We start from the raw sequence: 14,613 nt of genomic DNA, 5'->3' as shown, positions 1-14,613 counted from the left end.
CTCGCGTCAGCCGGCGATGCGGATCAGCTTCTTGTTGACGAACTCGTCCATGCCGAACCGGCCGAGCTCGCGACCGAAGCCTGAACGCTTCACCCCGCCGAACGGCAGTTCCGCACCTTCGGCTCCCACCGCGTTGACGAAGACCATGCCCGCCTCGATCTTGTCGGCGACCCGCTTGGCCTGTTCGGTGTCGGTGGTGAACACGTAGGACCCCAGCCCGAACGGGGTGTCGTTGGCGACGGCGACGGCCTCGTCCTCGTCGGCCACCTTGTACACCGACGCCACCGGACCGAACAGCTCCTCGCGGTAGTCAGCGGGCACGTCGGTGAGCACGGCCGGCGGGTAGTGCGCGCCGTTGCGCTGGCCCTCGCTGATCAGGCGCGCACCCGAGGACACCGCGCGCTGCACCTGCTCCTCGAGCCGCTCGGCGGCCGCGACCGACGACAGCGGCGCCAGACCGTCGGCCTTTTCCAGCACCTTCTTGGTGAACTTGTCGAGGAACTCGTCGTACACGTCCTGGGCGACGATGATGCGCTTGGCGGCGTTGCACGCCTGACCGGTGTTCTCGAAGCGACCGTCGACGGCGGCCTCCACCGTGGCGTCGAGGTCGTCGGTCGACAGCACGATGAACGGATCCGAGCCGCCGAGCTCGAGCACCACCTTCTTGAGGTTCCGGCCCGCGATCTCGGCCACCGCCGCCCCCGCCCGCTCGGAGCCGGTCAGCGACACGCCCTGGATGCGGGGGTCGGCGATCGCCGTGGCGATCTGCTCGTTGGTTGCGTAGACGTTGACGTAGGCGCCCTCGGGGAAGCCGGCGTCGGTGAAGATCTTCTGCAGAGCCTCGGCCGATTCCGGGCACTGCGGAGCGTGCTTGAGCACGATGGTGTTGCCGATGACCAGGTTCGGGCCGGCGAAGCGGGCGACCTGGTAGTAGGGGTAGTTCCACGGCATGATGCCCAGCAGCACGCCGACCGAGCTGCGGCGCACCACGGCCGAGCCCTCGCCGTCGAGCAGGTCGATGGGTTCGTCGGCGAGGAACTTCTCGGCGTTGTCGGCGTAGAAGGTGTAGATCGCCGCGCTGAACTCCACCTCACCGACCGACTGGTCGAGCGGCTTGCCCATCTCGCGCTGGATGATCCGGGCCAGCTCCTCCTTGCGTTCCTCGTGCAGCTCGGCGACGCGACGGATCAGCGCTGCCCGATCGGCGACCGACGTGCTGCGGGACCACTCGCGGTGGGCCTTGTCGGCCGCCGCGATCGCCTGCTCGATCTGCTCGTCGGTGGCGGTCGGGTACTCCTTCACCAGCTCCCCGGTGGACGGGTCGACTACCGCGTACAGGGACGTGCTCATCTTCGATTCGCTCCTCGTTGTCGTGCGTTGGCGCCTCTGTCGACTCTGTTCGCAGCGAGTCTAGGTCGCCGGCCGACACTTGTGTGCCGGCTTCGATGGCAGGCCTGACGCCTACTCCGGCTCGCCCATGTTGAGGGTCAGGGGCCGGCGGAAGAAGCGGGTCAGCCACAGCAACACCACGATTCCGATGACGAACCAGATGATCCCGTACCGGGTCGACTCGGCCGACAGGTAGAGCCACAGCAAGACGGTGAACATGACCCCGAGCCCCGGCAGCACGATATTGCGCAGGATCTGACGCGCTCCGTGCACCTCACGGCGCCGGTAGGCGAAATAGACGATCACGGTCAGATTCACCATCGTGAACGCGATCAGTGCTCCGAAGTTGATCAACGAGGCGACGAAGTCCAGGTTGAATCCGATCGCCAGCAACGACACGAGGCCGACGAAGATGATCGCGTACGACGGCGTCTGGAAGCTGGGGTGCAGGTAACCGAAGAACCGCCCGATCGGCCCCCTGCCGTTGCGTCCCATCACGTAGAGCAGACGCGAGACCGACGCGTGCGAGGCGAGGCTGGAGGCCACTGTGGCCGCGAACGCGGCCGAGGTGAGCAGGATCTTGAACAGGTGCCCGCCGACGTTGTAGGCGATCTCCGGCAGCGCGCTGTTCTCCAGCGACTCCTGGCTGAAGTTCGAGACGTCGGGGAAGAGCGACTGCGTGAAGAACGCGGAGACGAAGAAGATCGCGCCGCCGATCATCAGGGCCAGCAGAATCGCCTTCGGCACCGTCGAGGAGTCCTTGGCCTCCTCGGTGTACATGGTGATCGCGTCGAAGCCGATGAACGAGAACGCCACGATCGTCGCCCCGGTGATGACCAGGTTCAGATGCACGCCCTCATGCCACAGCGGCTCGGTCGAGAACAGGGTGCCGTTGCCCATCCCGTCCATCAGCGACTTGCCGGCCAGGATCAGGAACACCCCGATCAGCACCACCTCGAACACCACGAGCAGCATGTTCACCCGCGAGGTGTTGGTCATGCTGAACAGGCACATCGCGGTGATCGCCGCGACGTAGACGACGACCCAGAGCCACTGGGGTGCCGAGGGGAAGAACGAGTACAAGTAGCTGCGGATGATGAGGGCGTTCACCAGGGGGAGCAGAAGGTAATCGAGCAGCGCCGCCCAGCCGATCAAGAAACCGAAACTCGGGTTGATGGTTTCTGAGGTGTAGGTGTACGCCGAACCAGCGGAGGGGAAGACCTGTGTCATCCTGCCGTAGCTGACGGCCGTGAACGTCATCACCACGAGCGCGAAGATGTAGGCGGTGGGCACGACGTTGCCGGTCTCGGCAGACACGATGCCGAAGGTGTCGAACACGACGGTCGGGGTCATGTACCCGAGGCCGAGACCGACGATCGCCCAGAGCCCCAGCGTGCGGGCCAGCGTCGTTCTTTGCGTCGATCCCGAGGCAGCCTGCGTCATCGTGATACCGCCATCTCGCTCGTGCCGAAACCTACCCTGGGGGCTTACCACAAGAAGGTCCCCGCACTTGCCCTTTTGCGGCGTCCCAGCGGTGTACCGTCACCACCCATGCGGTATGTCGTCGGGTACGGACCGCGCCAGCGCGGTGTCGACGGGGTGAACCTCGCGGCGACCCTGGCCCGGTCCTCAGGTGCGACGCTCGATCTCGTCTCGGTGCTGCCCAGCGACGCCCCGACCTTCCACCGGTACTCGCCCGACCAGGCGTTCAACGCCGAAGTCGAAGAGCAGGGCCGGGAATGGCTGCAGGACGGGCTGTCCCGGGTGCCCGAGGACGTGCGGGCAGAGGCGCATCTGCGCAGGGCGGATTCCATCACCCAGGGCCTGCTGGACTCGGCCGTCGATCCCGAACGTGGCGAGGCCGCCCTGATCGTCATCGGCACCTACCACCGTGTGCGCAGCGGGCGCTTCGGGCTGGGCAGCCTGGCCGACGCCTTACTGCACGCGTCGCCGGTGCCGGTGGCGCTCGCCCCGGCGGAGTATCAGGCCCGGTCCGGCATCACCCGCATCACCTGCGCTGTCGGACAGCGGCCCGGTAACGAGGTCCTGTTCGACAACGCGGTCCGCCTGGCGGGCGAATGGAAGGTCCCGCTGCGGTTGATGTCTCTGGTTGCTGTCGGCGAAGAACGCCGCCGGGAGTGGACCCGGCTGGCCGAAGAGCACGCGACGGCGCTCGTCGACAAGGCGAGAAGCGGCCTTCCTTCCGGCAGTGAGGTCATAAGTGTTGTCGGACATGGGAATTCGCTTGAGGACGCGGTGGAGGGCCTAGCGTTCGACGACAGCGAGATCGTCATGATCGGCTCGAGTCGGCTGGGCCAGCCCCCGCGGCTGTTCCTCGGTCACTCGGCGACCAAGATCATGAGGGCGTTGCCAGTGCCGATGATCGTGTGGCCGCGGGACTAGTGCGCGTAATAGTCGTTGCCGCGGGAGAACTCGATGAAGACACAGGGTTCGTCACCGACGGTCCACGCGTCGTGGCCGGGCGGCAACAACATCACGTGACCGGCCGGGAAGCTCTCCTCGGCGCCATCGGCCATCCGAACAGCCAGCGTTCCGGACACCACGTAAGCGACGTGCGGTAGCTCGCACAGTTCCGTGCCGGCGTAGGACTTCAAGTCGTTCGACCACCGGGCACCGACGCCGAAGGTCACCTGCGTGACCGCCACCCCGTCGAGTTCGACGGTGCGCTTGGAGATCAGTCCGTGGACGTCACTGTCGGAGCCCGCCAGGAAAGCCTTCTGCATCGCGGTGTTGTAGGTGCCCATCACGTTCTCCTCGCTCGACGGCTGCGAGCGGATTGTGCCCGAGCAGGTAGGTAAGCGCCATACATTCGCTCACGACGGTCCCATCACCCTGTCATTCCCGGCCCCCGAGATGCCGCGCGCGTGGGCGGGCGGAAGAAATCCTCGACGGGAATGAGATCGGGCAGGGCCACGGTGCGTCCTCTCCTGACGTGTTGTGGGCGTGAAGGATCCGGCCACCGGCACGGTGCTCGTCGGCGGAACATCTCCTAGGAGGTTGTGACACTGGGAGTTTCGATGGTCAGCAGGGCGCAGGACCTCTCTCCTGTCACTTGGTGACAACGTCGCTGTGTCACTCAGTGACACGACGGTCAAGCGCGGCCTCGCAGCGTCGGTACGATGGACCGGGTTCCCTGCCGACCGGAGCCGCACCGATGAAGCCCACTGTCGCCCGCGAGACCGCCCGGGTGCGTTCGCTGCGACGCGCCCTCGAGTTCACCGCCGACCGGGCGGGACCGCTGGTCGATGCGACCCGCCCGTACGTCGACGGGTTGGAGCACCTCCCGCGGGACGGTCGGTTCCTGATCGTCGGCAACCACACTCAGGCCGGCGTCGAATCGTTTCTGGTTCCCTACCTCGTGCGTCGCTCGCTGGGCGTGCTGGTGCGGCCGCTGGTGGACCGCCAGATGGGCCGGATGCGCGGCCTGTCCGGAGATCTTCTCGCCGCCGCCGGGGGCGTCGTGGGAAGCCCGGAGACGGCTCGGGAGTTGATGCGCCGCGACGAGCCGATCCTCGTGTTCCCCGGCGGGGCGCGGGAGATCTCGAAGTTCAAGGGTGAGCAGAACACGCTGCTGTGGGAGGGCCGGGCCGGCTTCGCCCGGATCGCGATCGAGCACGCCTACCCGATCGTGCCCGCGGCGCTGCTGGGAGGCGATGAGATCTACCGCAGCCTGGTGGCCCGCGACAGCGCCTGGGGGCGGCTCACCGGCGCGGTGTCACGCCGGATGACGGGCCGCACAGACACCGCGATGCCGTTGCTGCGGGGGATCGGACCGACGATGATCCCGCGGCCGCAGCGGATGTATCTGCGGTTCGCTGCCCCGATCGACACCGTGGCGCCCGAGGGCGCCGACCCGCACGAATGGGTGACGACCGTCAAGCGGCGTACGCAGCAGGCACTCGAGCGCGCGCTCGCCGAACTCGGCGAACTCCGCAGGGCGGATCCCTACCGCCGACTGGACCCCCGGGCGCGATCGGTGGCGCTCGAACCTACGCGCTGAAGCGGCGTGACGATGACATAGCGCAATGGCGCGATCCGTCCTTTTGCGAGCGGAAGCGGTTCTCGACAGGCATTCTGATATTGACGCTCAAGCAAAGGGTGGCGCAATGGGTCGGATTGTTCGCTCAGCGACGTACTTCGTTGCGTTTCCGCTGGCCTACGCGCTCGCGATCCTCGTCGGACGGGCAACCCGGCTGGGGGGCGACGAGATCGCGCTGGTGTGGCCGGCGGCGGCCGTGTCCACCATCTGGCTTCTCGCCGCGTATCGATGCGGACCGCGTGAACGTGCGGCCCATTTCCTCCTGCTCACCGGGCTGACGTTCGTCGTGAACTTGTACACCGGCGCGGCCGTCCCGCTCGCCGCGTGGTTCGTCCTGGTCAACGTGGTGCTCGCCGCCGTCACGGTGAGTGTTCTGACATACGGGCGGCGCGAGGTGGCGTTGCGCGATCCCGCCGATCTCGCACACCTCATCGCCGCGGTGATCGTCGGTAACTGCTGCGGCGCGGTTCTCGCGGCCGGCTACTTCACGGTGGTCGACGGCGATCCCCCCGCAGAGACGTTCGCGCTCTTCGCCGTGCGTAACGCCGCCTCGGCGCTGCTCGGGGTGGCCATCTGGCTGAGGCTCCACGATCTGACGTTCGAGCGTCCGCGCCTCACGCCGTTCGCGGTCCTGGAGGCGGTGGCGGTCGGCGGCAGCGTCCTGGGCGTGCTCGTCTGGGCCTTCTGGCTGAACACGGGTGTGCCGATGGCGTTCCTGGTGCTGGTGCCGGCGATGTGCCTCGCGCTGCGATACAGCACGACGATCAGCACCCTCTTCGTCACCGCAGCCGGCATCTGGATCATCTGCGCCACGCTTCTTGACAGAGGCACGTTCATCGTTCCCGACCTGCAGATCCGCGCGTTGCTGGCGCAGGCGATGGTCATCAGCTTGACCGTCATCGTGCTGGCCCTCGCGCTCTACCGAGACTCCCGGGCCCGCCTCATCGACGAACTCGAACTCGCCCGCGACGCCGCGGACCGTGATTCCCAGCTGCTCGCCGCAGTCCTCGACAGCATTCACGACAGCGTGATCCTCATCGGCGCCACCGGCGAGGTCGTGCTGCAGAACGCCCGCGCCTCCGACTCCGGCCTTGTCGGCGACGTCGTCACCGCCTCACGCGACCTCGCGGAGGTGCCCGCGCCCGGCGCGCGGCGTGACGTGGTGGTCGAGGCCGAGCACTCGCGGGTCATCGAGCTGACGACGGCGCCGCTGGCCCGGCAGTCGCCGTTCCGCGTCGTCGCCTTCCGCGACGTCACCGAGGAACGCACCCACGCACAGCAGTTGCGCGAGGCCCGTGACCTGTTCGCTGGGGTTTTGCAGGCCGCATCCGAGCAGGCCATCATCGGCACCGACGCCGCCGGACGCATCACGGTGTTCAACAACGGCGCAGAGCGTCTGCTCGGCTGGACCGCGGCAGAGATGATCGGCCGGATGCCGCTCGAATTCCACTACCTGCCGGAGGTGGAGGCCAGGGCGGCGGAGACAGGAAGCGCCGCGGGCTTCGACGTCTTCGTCCACGGGGTCGGACCCGATTCGGCCGACGTGCGGGAGTGGACGTACGTGCGCCGGGACGGAACGCACGTGGCTGTGAGTCTGGCCATCTCGCAGATGACCGATCAGGACGGTCGCTGCGTGGGGTACATCGGCGTCGCCACCGACATCACCGAACAGAAGGCGGCCGAACAGGCGCTGGCCGAGAGCGAAGAGCGCTTCCGGCTGGCGTTCGACACCGCCCCGATGGGCATGTTCATGTTCGACGTCACCCCGGAGCGCTTCGGCCGGATCACCCGCTGCAACCAGGCCATGGCCGACGTTCTCGGGCGCCGGCCCGACGACGTGCTGCAACTGACGGTGACGGAACTGGACGGACTCGAAAGCCATTCGGAGACAGCGCTGTTGGAACAGTTGTTGACACTGCGAGTGGGTCAGACGCTCGACGCCGAGACTGTGTTCCGCCGCGCCGACGGCGGCACGGTCTGGGGGCTGGTGTCCGCGTCCGTCGTCGCACCGCGTGGGTCGGAACCCTACGGGATCTGCCTGGTGGAGGACATCACCGCGCGCAAGCGGGTCGAAGACGAGCTGCACTACCTGGCCTCCCACGATCCGCTGACCGGGCTGGCGAACCGGGCGCTCTTCATGGGCCGGATCGACAAGGCGCTGGCCGACGCGGAGCGGACGGGCTCCAACAATGTCGGACTGATCTTCCTGGATCTCGACGGATTCAAGACCGTGAACGACACCTGGGGACACGCGCAGGGCGACGAGGTGCTCAAGGTGGTCGGCGACAGGCTCAAATCGTCGATAGGACCGTACGACACGGCGGCGCGACTGGGCGGGGACGAGTTCGCGGTGCTCTGCCCGCGCGACGCCGATGTCGCATCCCTGCGCAGCGCCGCCGAGAGGATCCGCGCCGAGATGCGTCGGCCCGTGCGGCTCGGACCCGGTCGGATGTACGACCAGCTTTCCGTCAGCGCCGGCGTGGTGATCTCGCAGCCGGGGTGCCAGAGCGAAACGCTGCTGCAGCGAGCGGACAAGCTGATGTACTTCGCCAAGCGCAGCGGTAAGGACTGCGTGACGATGGGCAGCGGACCCGCCGAGGAGGCCGCGCTGCTGCGCGAGATGCAGCTGACGCCCGAATTGGGCAGGGCACTGGACCTTCACGAGTTCGCGGTCCACTTCCAGCCGATCGTGGATCTGCGCACCGGCGAATGCGTCGCCGCAGAGGCACTGCTGCGCTGGCAGCACCCTGAGCGGGGCCTGCTGGGCCCCGACGAGTTCCTGAGCATCGCGGAAGCGTCCCGGTTCATGCCGGCCATCGGGCGGGGCGTGTTGAACGAGGCATGCAGGCAGGCGCGGATGTGGACCGGTCCTGCGGAACGTTCCGCCGTGCACGTCAATGTCTCCGGCCGGCAACTGGAAGTGGGCGACCTGCGTGCCGACGTCCTCAACGCACTCGACGTCAGCGGACTGGATCCTCATCGACTCGTCCTCGAACTCACCGAGACGCACGCCGGTCGGGTCGCCGCTTCCCTCGGTGATGATCTGAACATGCTGCGGCAACTCGGTATTCGCATCGCCATCGACGACGTCGGCACCGGCTTCAGCGGTTTGGTGAAGATCGCCGATCTGCCGGTCGACATGCTCAAGATCAGCCGGCACTTCATCGCAGGCTTACCGGCCGACGTCCGGAGCGCCACGATCTCGAAGGCGATCGTGGGCCTCGGCACCAGCCTGGGCATGACGGTCATCGCCGAGGGCATCGAACGCCAGGAGCAGCGCGCCGTCCTTCTCGAATGGGGGTGCGCGTTGGGGCAGGGCTATCTGTTCGGTAAAGCGCGGCCCGGAGCCGGCGGAATCAAATCGCCCTCCTCCCTGTTCCACCCTGCATAGGCGGCATCACCGCCTGAGGGAAACGGAAGAGGCGAGATCGATGAAGAAAATCGGCTTGATGAGTCTGGTGGCCGGTGCACTGTCCGCAGCGGTGATCGGCTTCGCCGGTCCGGCGCAGGCCGACCAGACCGGATTCGGGTTCGGCGGCTACGGCTACGGGCACGACGGCTACGGGTACGGCTACAACAACGACTACCCGTGGATCCATCAGCTGTTCCCGACGGTGAGGGTGCCGCACGTGGACACCACCGTCCACCCCTGATCGAGACCTGACGAGGGCGCCCGCGACAGCGGGCGCCCTCGTCGTATGTCACGGCCAGGGCTGCTCGTTGCGTTCGCGGCGCATCTGGTCGTTCGCACGGTCGCTTGCCCAGAACTCTTCGAACCGCTGCCCGGGATGGGCATTCGGAATGCGATTCAGCACTCGGCTGAGCCACGCCGGTGGCCGGGTCGGCTCCCATTGAGGGACAACTACGCTCAGCGCAGCCATGCTCTTGAGGACGACGAACACGCTGAACAAGCTCGACGACGCGCCGGTCACCGCGACGCCTGCCATGCCGAGGATCAGCGACAGATGCACGACGACGACGCGGCTGAGTGCCCGTTGCGCTGTCTGTTCCAGCCGCGCGAACGGCCATCCGCGCAGGGTCTTGAGATCGATCACGAAGTCGAGCGCGAGAAACGCCAGGACGCAGAGGGCGCCCCATCGCACGTCGCCCCAGTTGATCTCCGCGATCGTGTCGTCGGTGTTCCGATTCAGCAGGGTGATGATGACGGCCAGGAAGATGCCGTGGGCGAGGGTGAACGCGGTGCTGGTGACGACGAAGCCGGCGAGGAAGGTCGAGCGCGTCGTCCTGCGCCTGTCCTCACTCGGTGCGTCGTAGCGAAAGTGGCCGCGCCGCGGAGACCACCGCTGATGCAACAGGATTCGCACCGCGATGAATGCACATCCCGCGGCGGTCTCGAACCAGTACACCAGCAATGTGGTGGCTCCTGACCAGTTCTGCGTGAACCATCCGATCACCGGCACCGCGATGACGGCGAGCAGGGTGGCGGCGTGAGCGAACCGGGTCATCGGTCGGTGTTCATCCCTGCCGTGCGCGCCACTTGTCGAGCAGTCGGCGGTCCCTCTTGGTGGGCCGGCCGGCGCCGCGATCGCGCACGGCGACAGGGATCGCCGCCACCGGCGGCGGGGGAGTGCGGTCGAGGTAGCAGGTGGCCGCATCGGCGGCGCCCACGCGTTTCTGGATCACCCGCACCACTTCGACGATCCGGGTGCGGTCGCCGACCAGGGCGCGCACCGTGTCGCCAGGCCCCACCATCGTCGACGGCTTGGCCGGCCGGTCGTTGACGCGCACGTGCCCGCCCCGGCACGCCTCGGCCGCATCGGGCCGCGTCTTGGTCAAGCGGACCGCCCACAACCAGCGATCCACCCGCGTCGCCTCCATGACGACCATCATGGACTGCAGAGAACTCCGTCAGCGACCCTCGGGAGGAGATCCGCGTGCTTCTGGTGACCGGCCCGACGGGCAACGTCGGCCACGAGCTCGTCGACCTTCTCGGCCGGCGATACCGGCGACCCTGGCGCGTCGGTAGCCGCCATCCCGTGCAGCTCGCGGGGGGCACCTCGGCCGAGCCCGTGCGCCTGGACTTCTTCGATCGCACCACGTGGGCTCAGGCGCTCGAGGACGTCGAGGCGTTGTTCCTGCTCTTTCCGCTGCCGGGGAATCGTGCCGCGCGCCAGGCGATCGTGCCGTTCATTCACGCCGCCGAGCGCGCCGGCTGCCGCCACGTCGTGTACGTCTCGGTGTTCGGCGCCGACCGGGCGCGCTTCATCCCGCACCACACAGTGGAGGCCGCACTGCGCGATTCGGCCATGTCGGCCACCGTTCTGCGGTGCAGCTTCTTCATGCAGAATCTGCACCGGGCGATCTCCACCCACGGTGTCGACATCGCCGATGCGGACGAACTCTTCATCTCTGCCGGCAGGGGCAAGACGACGTTCATCGATGCGCGTGACGCGGCCGAGGTGGCCGCGACCGTACTCACCGACCCGGATGCCCATCGCGACGCGGTGTACCACCTCACCGGGCCGACGCCGTTGACCATGGATGAGGTCGCCGCTGAACTGACGGCCACGCTGGGCCGCCCGATCCGCTACGTCAACCCCAGCCTGCCACGGTTCGCCGTGCGACTGCGGCGCCGCGGAGTCGGCTGGGACACCATCGGATTCATGTCCGCGGTCTACACGTTGACCAAAATCGGTCGCAACCAGCCGGTCACCGACGACGTACAGCGGTTGCTGGGCCGCCCGCCGCGCTCACTGCACGAGTTCCTGCTCGACGCCGCATGGCGCTGGCGAGATCGGGCCTGGACCTAGGCGATCAGCCCCAGCGCGGTTTCCCGGCCGCGGTTCAGGAACTCGATGATGTCGGTTGCCGCTGAACGAATCTGCTTCTGAGTCGCTCGCTCGGGCCCCAGCAGCGCGGTCACCGAGGCGCCCAGCACGGTGAGCGGAGAGTCCGCGGGACGGGGACCCGGCGCAGGACCAACGATCGACAACGCGATTCCGGTGACGAGTCCGTGCAGTGCGAACGCCTGATCAGCTGTGTCCCAATCGGTTCGGGCCAAGTCATGGCGGCGCCACACCGGGAGCACCGCACCGATCACCGCGCTCGGGCCGAGCGCCTCGTGGAGAGCGACCGAGCGCGGATGGTCGGTCAGCATGCCGAGCAGGTCGTCGTCATGGCGTTGCAGCGCGGCCAGCAGCGGTTGGCTCGTCGCGACGTCCAGCATGGTCGGGCAGAACCGGGACGGACGCGCGAGGTCGGGTTCGTCGCCGAGTCGACGGATCAGGTCGTCCAGCAGGCCGAGAAAGCCCCGACCGAGCAGGCCGATGAGCAGATCCTCCTTGGTCGGCCAGTACAGGTAGACCGTGCCCTTCCCGACGTGGGCGCGCTGGGCGACGTCGGCCACGGTGAAGCCGCGCGCACCCCGGCCGAGGAGCAGGTCACTCGCCGCGGCCAGCAGGCGCGCCGCCTTGGTCGAGTGCTGTTCGGGCAGGCCGACGGGCGCAGGGCTCACCGGGGTGACTATAGCGATCGGCGGACCCTGACTGATCAAACTGACCAAATCGGTCGTCTGGTCAGTTCCTCGGGTACGCTCGGTGTCGACCGTCGATCGGCATCCCGGGACGAGGAGACCACCGTGACCAATCCATTCGTTGATCGAGCCGGCCGAGTTCAGGCCGTGCAGAAGGCGATCTTCACCGTCGCCGACCTGATCGGACCCGTCGTCGACCTCTCCCGGATCTACGTCGACGGGCTGGAGAACCTGCCGCGCGACGGACGTTTCCTGCTCGTCGGCAACCACACCACCTCGGGATGGGCCGAGATCGTGTTGACCCCCTACTTCGTGCACCGCGAGCTCGGTGTCCGCGTCCGCGGGCTGGCCACCCGCCAGCTTGCCGACATGCGCGGCATCGGCCGCGACGTGATGGAGGCGGCCGGCGCGGTGGTCGGCGACCCCGAGACCGGCGCCGAGCTGATGCGCCAGGGCGAGACGGTGCTGGTCTTCCCCGGTGGGGGGCGGGACATGCTCAAGTTCAAAGGCGAGGAGTACCAGCTGCTCTGGCAGGGACGCAGCGGGTTCGCCCGGCTGGCCATCGCCCACGACTACCCGATCGTCCCCGTCGGGCTGGTCGGTGGAGACGACGTCTATCACAGCCTGGTGGAGCGCGGCGGCACCTGGGAGCGGATGACCCGCGGCCTCGGCGAACGCCTGCACGGCGTCACCGGCGTCGGGATCCCGCTCATGCGCGGTATCGGCCCGACGATGGTGCCGCGGCCGCAGCGGATGTACCTGCGGTTCGGCTCCCCGATCGACACGACCCGGCCCGCGCGCACACCGGCCGCGCAGTGGGAGGCCACCGTCAAGGAACAGACGCAGACCGCGCTGGAGGAGATCCTCGACGACCTGCGGACGCGGCGCGAGAACGATCCGTTCCGCAATCTCAATCCGCTCGCCTGGCGGCGTGCTCTGCGCCCGGCGCTCGCCGGATGACGCCTCGGGGGTAATCGGGCCGGGAACGGGTACCGCCGGGGTATGGGTAATTCTCGTCCGAAGGTCCTCATCGTCGGCGGAGGCTTCGGCGGACTGTTCTGCGCCCGTCGCTTCCAGAACGTCGACGCCGATGTCACGCTGCTCGACCGTGCGGCATGCCATGTGTTCCAGCCGCTGCTGTACCAGTGCGCCACCGGGACTCTCAGTATCGGACAGATCAGCCGTTCGCTACGGCAGGAGCTCGAACACCATCACAACGTCACCACCCTGCTCGGTGAAGCCGTCCGGCTCGACGCTGACGCGCGCCGCGTCACCGCGCGCCGTCCCGACGAGACCACCTTCGATCTCGACTACGACTACCTGGTGATCGCGGCGGGCATGCGGCAGTCCTATTTCGGCAAGGAGGAGTTCGCGACCTGGGCGCCCGGCATGAAGACGCTCGACGACGCGCTGAGCATCCGCCGTCGTGTCTTCGCCGCGTTCGAGATCGCCGAGACGCTGCCGCCAGGCCCCGACCGCGACCAGTGGCTGACCTTCGCCGTCACCGGGGGCGGCCCGACCGGTGTCGAATTGGCTGGGCAGATCAGGGAATTGGCGACACGGACATTGGCCAATCAGTTCCACAGCATCGATCCTGAGGAGGCGCGGGTGCTGTTGTTCGACGGCGGCGACCGGGTGCTGAAGAGTTTCGCGCCGGCGCTTGCCGATCGCGCACAGCACACGCTCGAGGAGCTCGGTGTGGAACTGCATTTCGGCGCCCACGTCACCGATGTACGGCGCGACGGCGTGACGGTCAGCCCGAAAGACGGTGGCCCGAGCGAGGAGTATGCGACGCGCACGGTGCTGTGGACCGCAGGCGTGGAAGCCGTGCCCTTCGCGCGGCATGTCGCCGCCGCGCTGGGCGCGCAGACCGACCGGTCGGGACGCATCGCGGTGGACGCCGACCTGTCGGTGCCCCGGCATCCGGAGGTGTTCGTCATCGGTGACCTCGCCGGGCGCGACGGACTCCCCGGGGTAGCGGAGAACGCCATGCAGGGCGGTCTGCACGCCGCGGCCTGCATCCGCCGCGAACTGCGCGGCGAGCGCCGGAAGAACTACCGCTATCGCGACCTCGGATCGGCGGCCTACATCAGCCGCGGCAACGCGCTGCTGCAGGCGGGTCCGATCAAACTCGCGGGCTTGCTCGGATGGCTCGGGTGGGGATTCATCCACATCGCCTTTCTCACCGGGGTGCGGAACCGGTTCAGTACCGTCGGCACCTGGCTGGCCACGATCGCGAGAGCCAATCGCAGTGACCGGGCATTCATCCTCGGCGGATCCGGACATCCGGACGAGCCGTACACCTGGGAATCGCCTGTGCACCAGAGCTATACCGCGCGGCAGGAGAAGTCGGCCTAGCGCAGCCGGTTCGATGCGGCCTGGGCGCGCCGTCGGGCGTAAGCGACTCCGGCGGCGGTCGTCGTTGCACCGACGACCAACAGCGTGATGGTCCAGAGTCGCCGATCGGTCACTTCCATGCGGCACAGTCGCGCGTAATCCGGGTCGACCGCCGCGTCATCGTCCCCGGGGGGAACGGGCATGTCCGGTGACACCGCGGTCCCGCAGCTGACGACCACACGCCGGGGGTCTACCGAGACCGGGGTCAGCAGTCCCACGCCGCCGACCAACATGGCGGCCACTCCCGTGAACAGCAGTATCCATCGCATGAAGC

General features: G+C 67.8%; 14 protein-coding genes. 7 read left to right on the top strand and 7 right to left on the bottom strand.

The window, feature by feature from the left end; all coding sequences use genetic code 11:
• Positions 1-6 precede the first annotated feature (6 nt).
• Together MCHUDSM44219_RS21940 and MCHUDSM44219_RS21935 are read right to left on the bottom strand one after the other, a co-directional pair.
• On the bottom strand, positions 7-1,350 hold the full coding sequence (locus MCHUDSM44219_RS21940) for an NAD-dependent succinate-semialdehyde dehydrogenase (RefSeq protein WP_048420329.1): 1,344 nt from the start codon (positions 1,348-1,350) through the stop codon (positions 7-9).
• Between the two features lie 111 nt (positions 1,351-1,461).
• Positions 1,462-2,832 carry an APC family permease gene (locus tag MCHUDSM44219_RS21935; RefSeq protein ID WP_048420328.1) on the bottom strand — a complete coding sequence of 457 codons (1,371 nt, stop codon included), beginning with the start codon at positions 2,830-2,832 and terminating at the stop codon, positions 1,462-1,464.
• Between the two features lie 108 nt (positions 2,833-2,940).
• Here MCHUDSM44219_RS21935 and MCHUDSM44219_RS21930 point away from each other — a divergent pair, with 108 nt between their 5' ends.
• Complete coding sequence (locus MCHUDSM44219_RS21930; protein WP_048420327.1) at positions 2,941-3,792, top strand: universal stress protein; 852 nt, start codon at positions 2,941-2,943, stop codon at positions 3,790-3,792.
• Here MCHUDSM44219_RS21930 and MCHUDSM44219_RS21925 read toward each other — a convergent pair.
• On the bottom strand, positions 3,789-4,154 hold the full coding sequence (locus MCHUDSM44219_RS21925) for a cupin domain-containing protein (protein WP_048420326.1): 366 nt from the start codon (positions 4,152-4,154) through the stop codon (positions 3,789-3,791). The genes MCHUDSM44219_RS21930 and MCHUDSM44219_RS21925 overlap by 4 nt on opposite strands.
• 410 nt (positions 4,155-4,564) lie before the next feature.
• Here MCHUDSM44219_RS21925 and MCHUDSM44219_RS21920 point away from each other — a divergent pair, with 410 nt between their 5' ends.
• From MCHUDSM44219_RS21920 to MCHUDSM44219_RS21910, 3 genes are all read left to right on the top strand, one after another.
• Positions 4,565-5,410 (top strand): lysophospholipid acyltransferase family protein, encoded by an 846-nt coding sequence (locus MCHUDSM44219_RS21920; RefSeq protein WP_048420325.1) that lies wholly within the window; start codon positions 4,565-4,567, stop codon positions 5,408-5,410.
• Positions 5,411-5,516: 106 nt separating this feature from the next.
• Complete coding sequence (locus MCHUDSM44219_RS21915) at positions 5,517-8,840, top strand: bifunctional diguanylate cyclase/phosphodiesterase (RefSeq protein ID WP_048420324.1); 3,324 nt, start codon at positions 5,517-5,519, stop codon at positions 8,838-8,840.
• 58 nt (positions 8,841-8,898) lie between these two features.
• Positions 8,899-9,102, top strand: coding sequence for a hypothetical protein (locus tag MCHUDSM44219_RS21910; protein WP_407661905.1), 204 nt, complete (start codon positions 8,899-8,901; stop codon positions 9,100-9,102).
• Positions 9,103-9,150: 48 nt separating this feature from the next.
• Here MCHUDSM44219_RS21910 and MCHUDSM44219_RS21905 read toward each other — a convergent pair whose 3' ends face one another.
• Positions 9,151-9,915, bottom strand: coding sequence for a DUF6498-containing protein (locus tag MCHUDSM44219_RS21905; RefSeq protein WP_048420322.1), 765 nt, complete (start codon positions 9,913-9,915; stop codon positions 9,151-9,153).
• A gap of 10 nt (positions 9,916-9,925) precedes the next feature.
• On the bottom strand, positions 9,926-10,288 hold the full coding sequence (locus tag MCHUDSM44219_RS21900; protein WP_048420494.1) for an Hsp15 family ribosome-associated heat shock protein: 363 nt from the start codon (positions 10,286-10,288) through the stop codon (positions 9,926-9,928).
• 56 nt (positions 10,289-10,344) lie between these two features.
• Here MCHUDSM44219_RS21900 and MCHUDSM44219_RS21895 point away from each other — a divergent pair, with 56 nt between their 5' ends.
• Positions 10,345-11,220 carry an NAD(P)H-binding protein gene (locus MCHUDSM44219_RS21895; RefSeq protein ID WP_157868776.1) on the top strand — a complete coding sequence of 292 codons (876 nt, stop codon included), beginning with the start codon at positions 10,345-10,347 and terminating at the stop codon, positions 11,218-11,220.
• On the opposite strand, the gene MCHUDSM44219_RS21890 is transcribed toward MCHUDSM44219_RS21895, so the two are convergent.
• Positions 11,217-11,924, bottom strand: a complete 708-nt coding sequence (locus MCHUDSM44219_RS21890) for a TetR/AcrR family transcriptional regulator (RefSeq protein ID WP_201778166.1) — start codon at positions 11,922-11,924, stop codon at positions 11,217-11,219. The genes MCHUDSM44219_RS21895 and MCHUDSM44219_RS21890 overlap by 4 nt on opposite strands.
• Before the next feature lie 123 nt (positions 11,925-12,047).
• Between MCHUDSM44219_RS21890 and MCHUDSM44219_RS21885 the strand changes: the two genes are divergently transcribed.
• Complete coding sequence (locus tag MCHUDSM44219_RS21885; RefSeq protein WP_048420320.1) at positions 12,048-12,902, top strand: lysophospholipid acyltransferase family protein; 855 nt, start codon at positions 12,048-12,050, stop codon at positions 12,900-12,902.
• 42 nt (positions 12,903-12,944) lie between these two features.
• Positions 12,945-14,300: an NAD(P)/FAD-dependent oxidoreductase gene (locus MCHUDSM44219_RS21880; protein WP_048420319.1), complete on the top strand. Its 1,356-nt coding sequence runs from the start codon at positions 12,945-12,947 to the stop codon at positions 14,298-14,300.
• Here the strand turns inward: MCHUDSM44219_RS21880 and MCHUDSM44219_RS21875 are convergent.
• Positions 14,297-14,608, bottom strand: coding sequence for a hypothetical protein (locus MCHUDSM44219_RS21875; RefSeq protein WP_048420492.1), 312 nt, complete (start codon positions 14,606-14,608; stop codon positions 14,297-14,299). The genes MCHUDSM44219_RS21880 and MCHUDSM44219_RS21875 overlap by 4 nt on opposite strands.
• Positions 14,609-14,613: the final 5 nt, after the last annotated feature.

Origin of the sequence: Mycolicibacterium chubuense, assembly GCF_001044255.1 — a bacterium.
GTDB classification, from domain to species: domain Bacteria; phylum Actinomycetota; class Actinomycetes; order Mycobacteriales; family Mycobacteriaceae; genus Mycobacterium; species Mycobacterium chubuense.
Note: the sequence above shows the minus strand (reverse complement) of the source record. Positions and strands in the feature narration are given on the sequence as shown.

Bases quoted from the DNA above. Each gene is read 5' to 3' on its own strand.
- MCHUDSM44219_RS21910 (WP_407661905.1), top strand. From the start codon at position 8,899: ATGAGTCTGGTGGCCGGTGCACTGTCCGCAGCGGTGATCGGCTTCGCC.
- MCHUDSM44219_RS21880 (WP_048420319.1), top strand. From the start codon at position 12,945: ATGGGTAATTCTCGTCCGAAGGTCCTCATCGTCGGCGGAGGCTTCGGC.
- MCHUDSM44219_RS21940 (WP_048420329.1), bottom strand. From the start codon at position 1,350: ATGAGCACGTCCCTGTACGCGGTAGTCGACCCGTCCACCGGGGAGCTG.
- MCHUDSM44219_RS21875 (WP_048420492.1), bottom strand. From the start codon at position 14,608: ATGCGATGGATACTGCTGTTCACGGGAGTGGCCGCCATGTTGGTCGGC.
- MCHUDSM44219_RS21925 (WP_048420326.1), bottom strand. From the start codon at position 4,154: ATGGGCACCTACAACACCGCGATGCAGAAGGCTTTCCTGGCGGGCTCC.
- MCHUDSM44219_RS21920 (WP_048420325.1), top strand. From the start codon at position 4,565: ATGAAGCCCACTGTCGCCCGCGAGACCGCCCGGGTGCGTTCGCTGCGA.
- MCHUDSM44219_RS21930 (WP_048420327.1), top strand. From the start codon at position 2,941: ATGCGGTATGTCGTCGGGTACGGACCGCGCCAGCGCGGTGTCGACGGG.
- MCHUDSM44219_RS21900 (WP_048420494.1), bottom strand. From the start codon at position 10,288: ATGGAGGCGACGCGGGTGGATCGCTGGTTGTGGGCGGTCCGCTTGACC.
- MCHUDSM44219_RS21915 (WP_048420324.1), top strand. From the start codon at position 5,517: ATGGGTCGGATTGTTCGCTCAGCGACGTACTTCGTTGCGTTTCCGCTG.
- MCHUDSM44219_RS21905 (WP_048420322.1), bottom strand. From the start codon at position 9,915: ATGACCCGGTTCGCTCACGCCGCCACCCTGCTCGCCGTCATCGCGGTG.
- MCHUDSM44219_RS21935 (WP_048420328.1), bottom strand. From the start codon at position 2,832: ATGACGCAGGCTGCCTCGGGATCGACGCAAAGAACGACGCTGGCCCGC.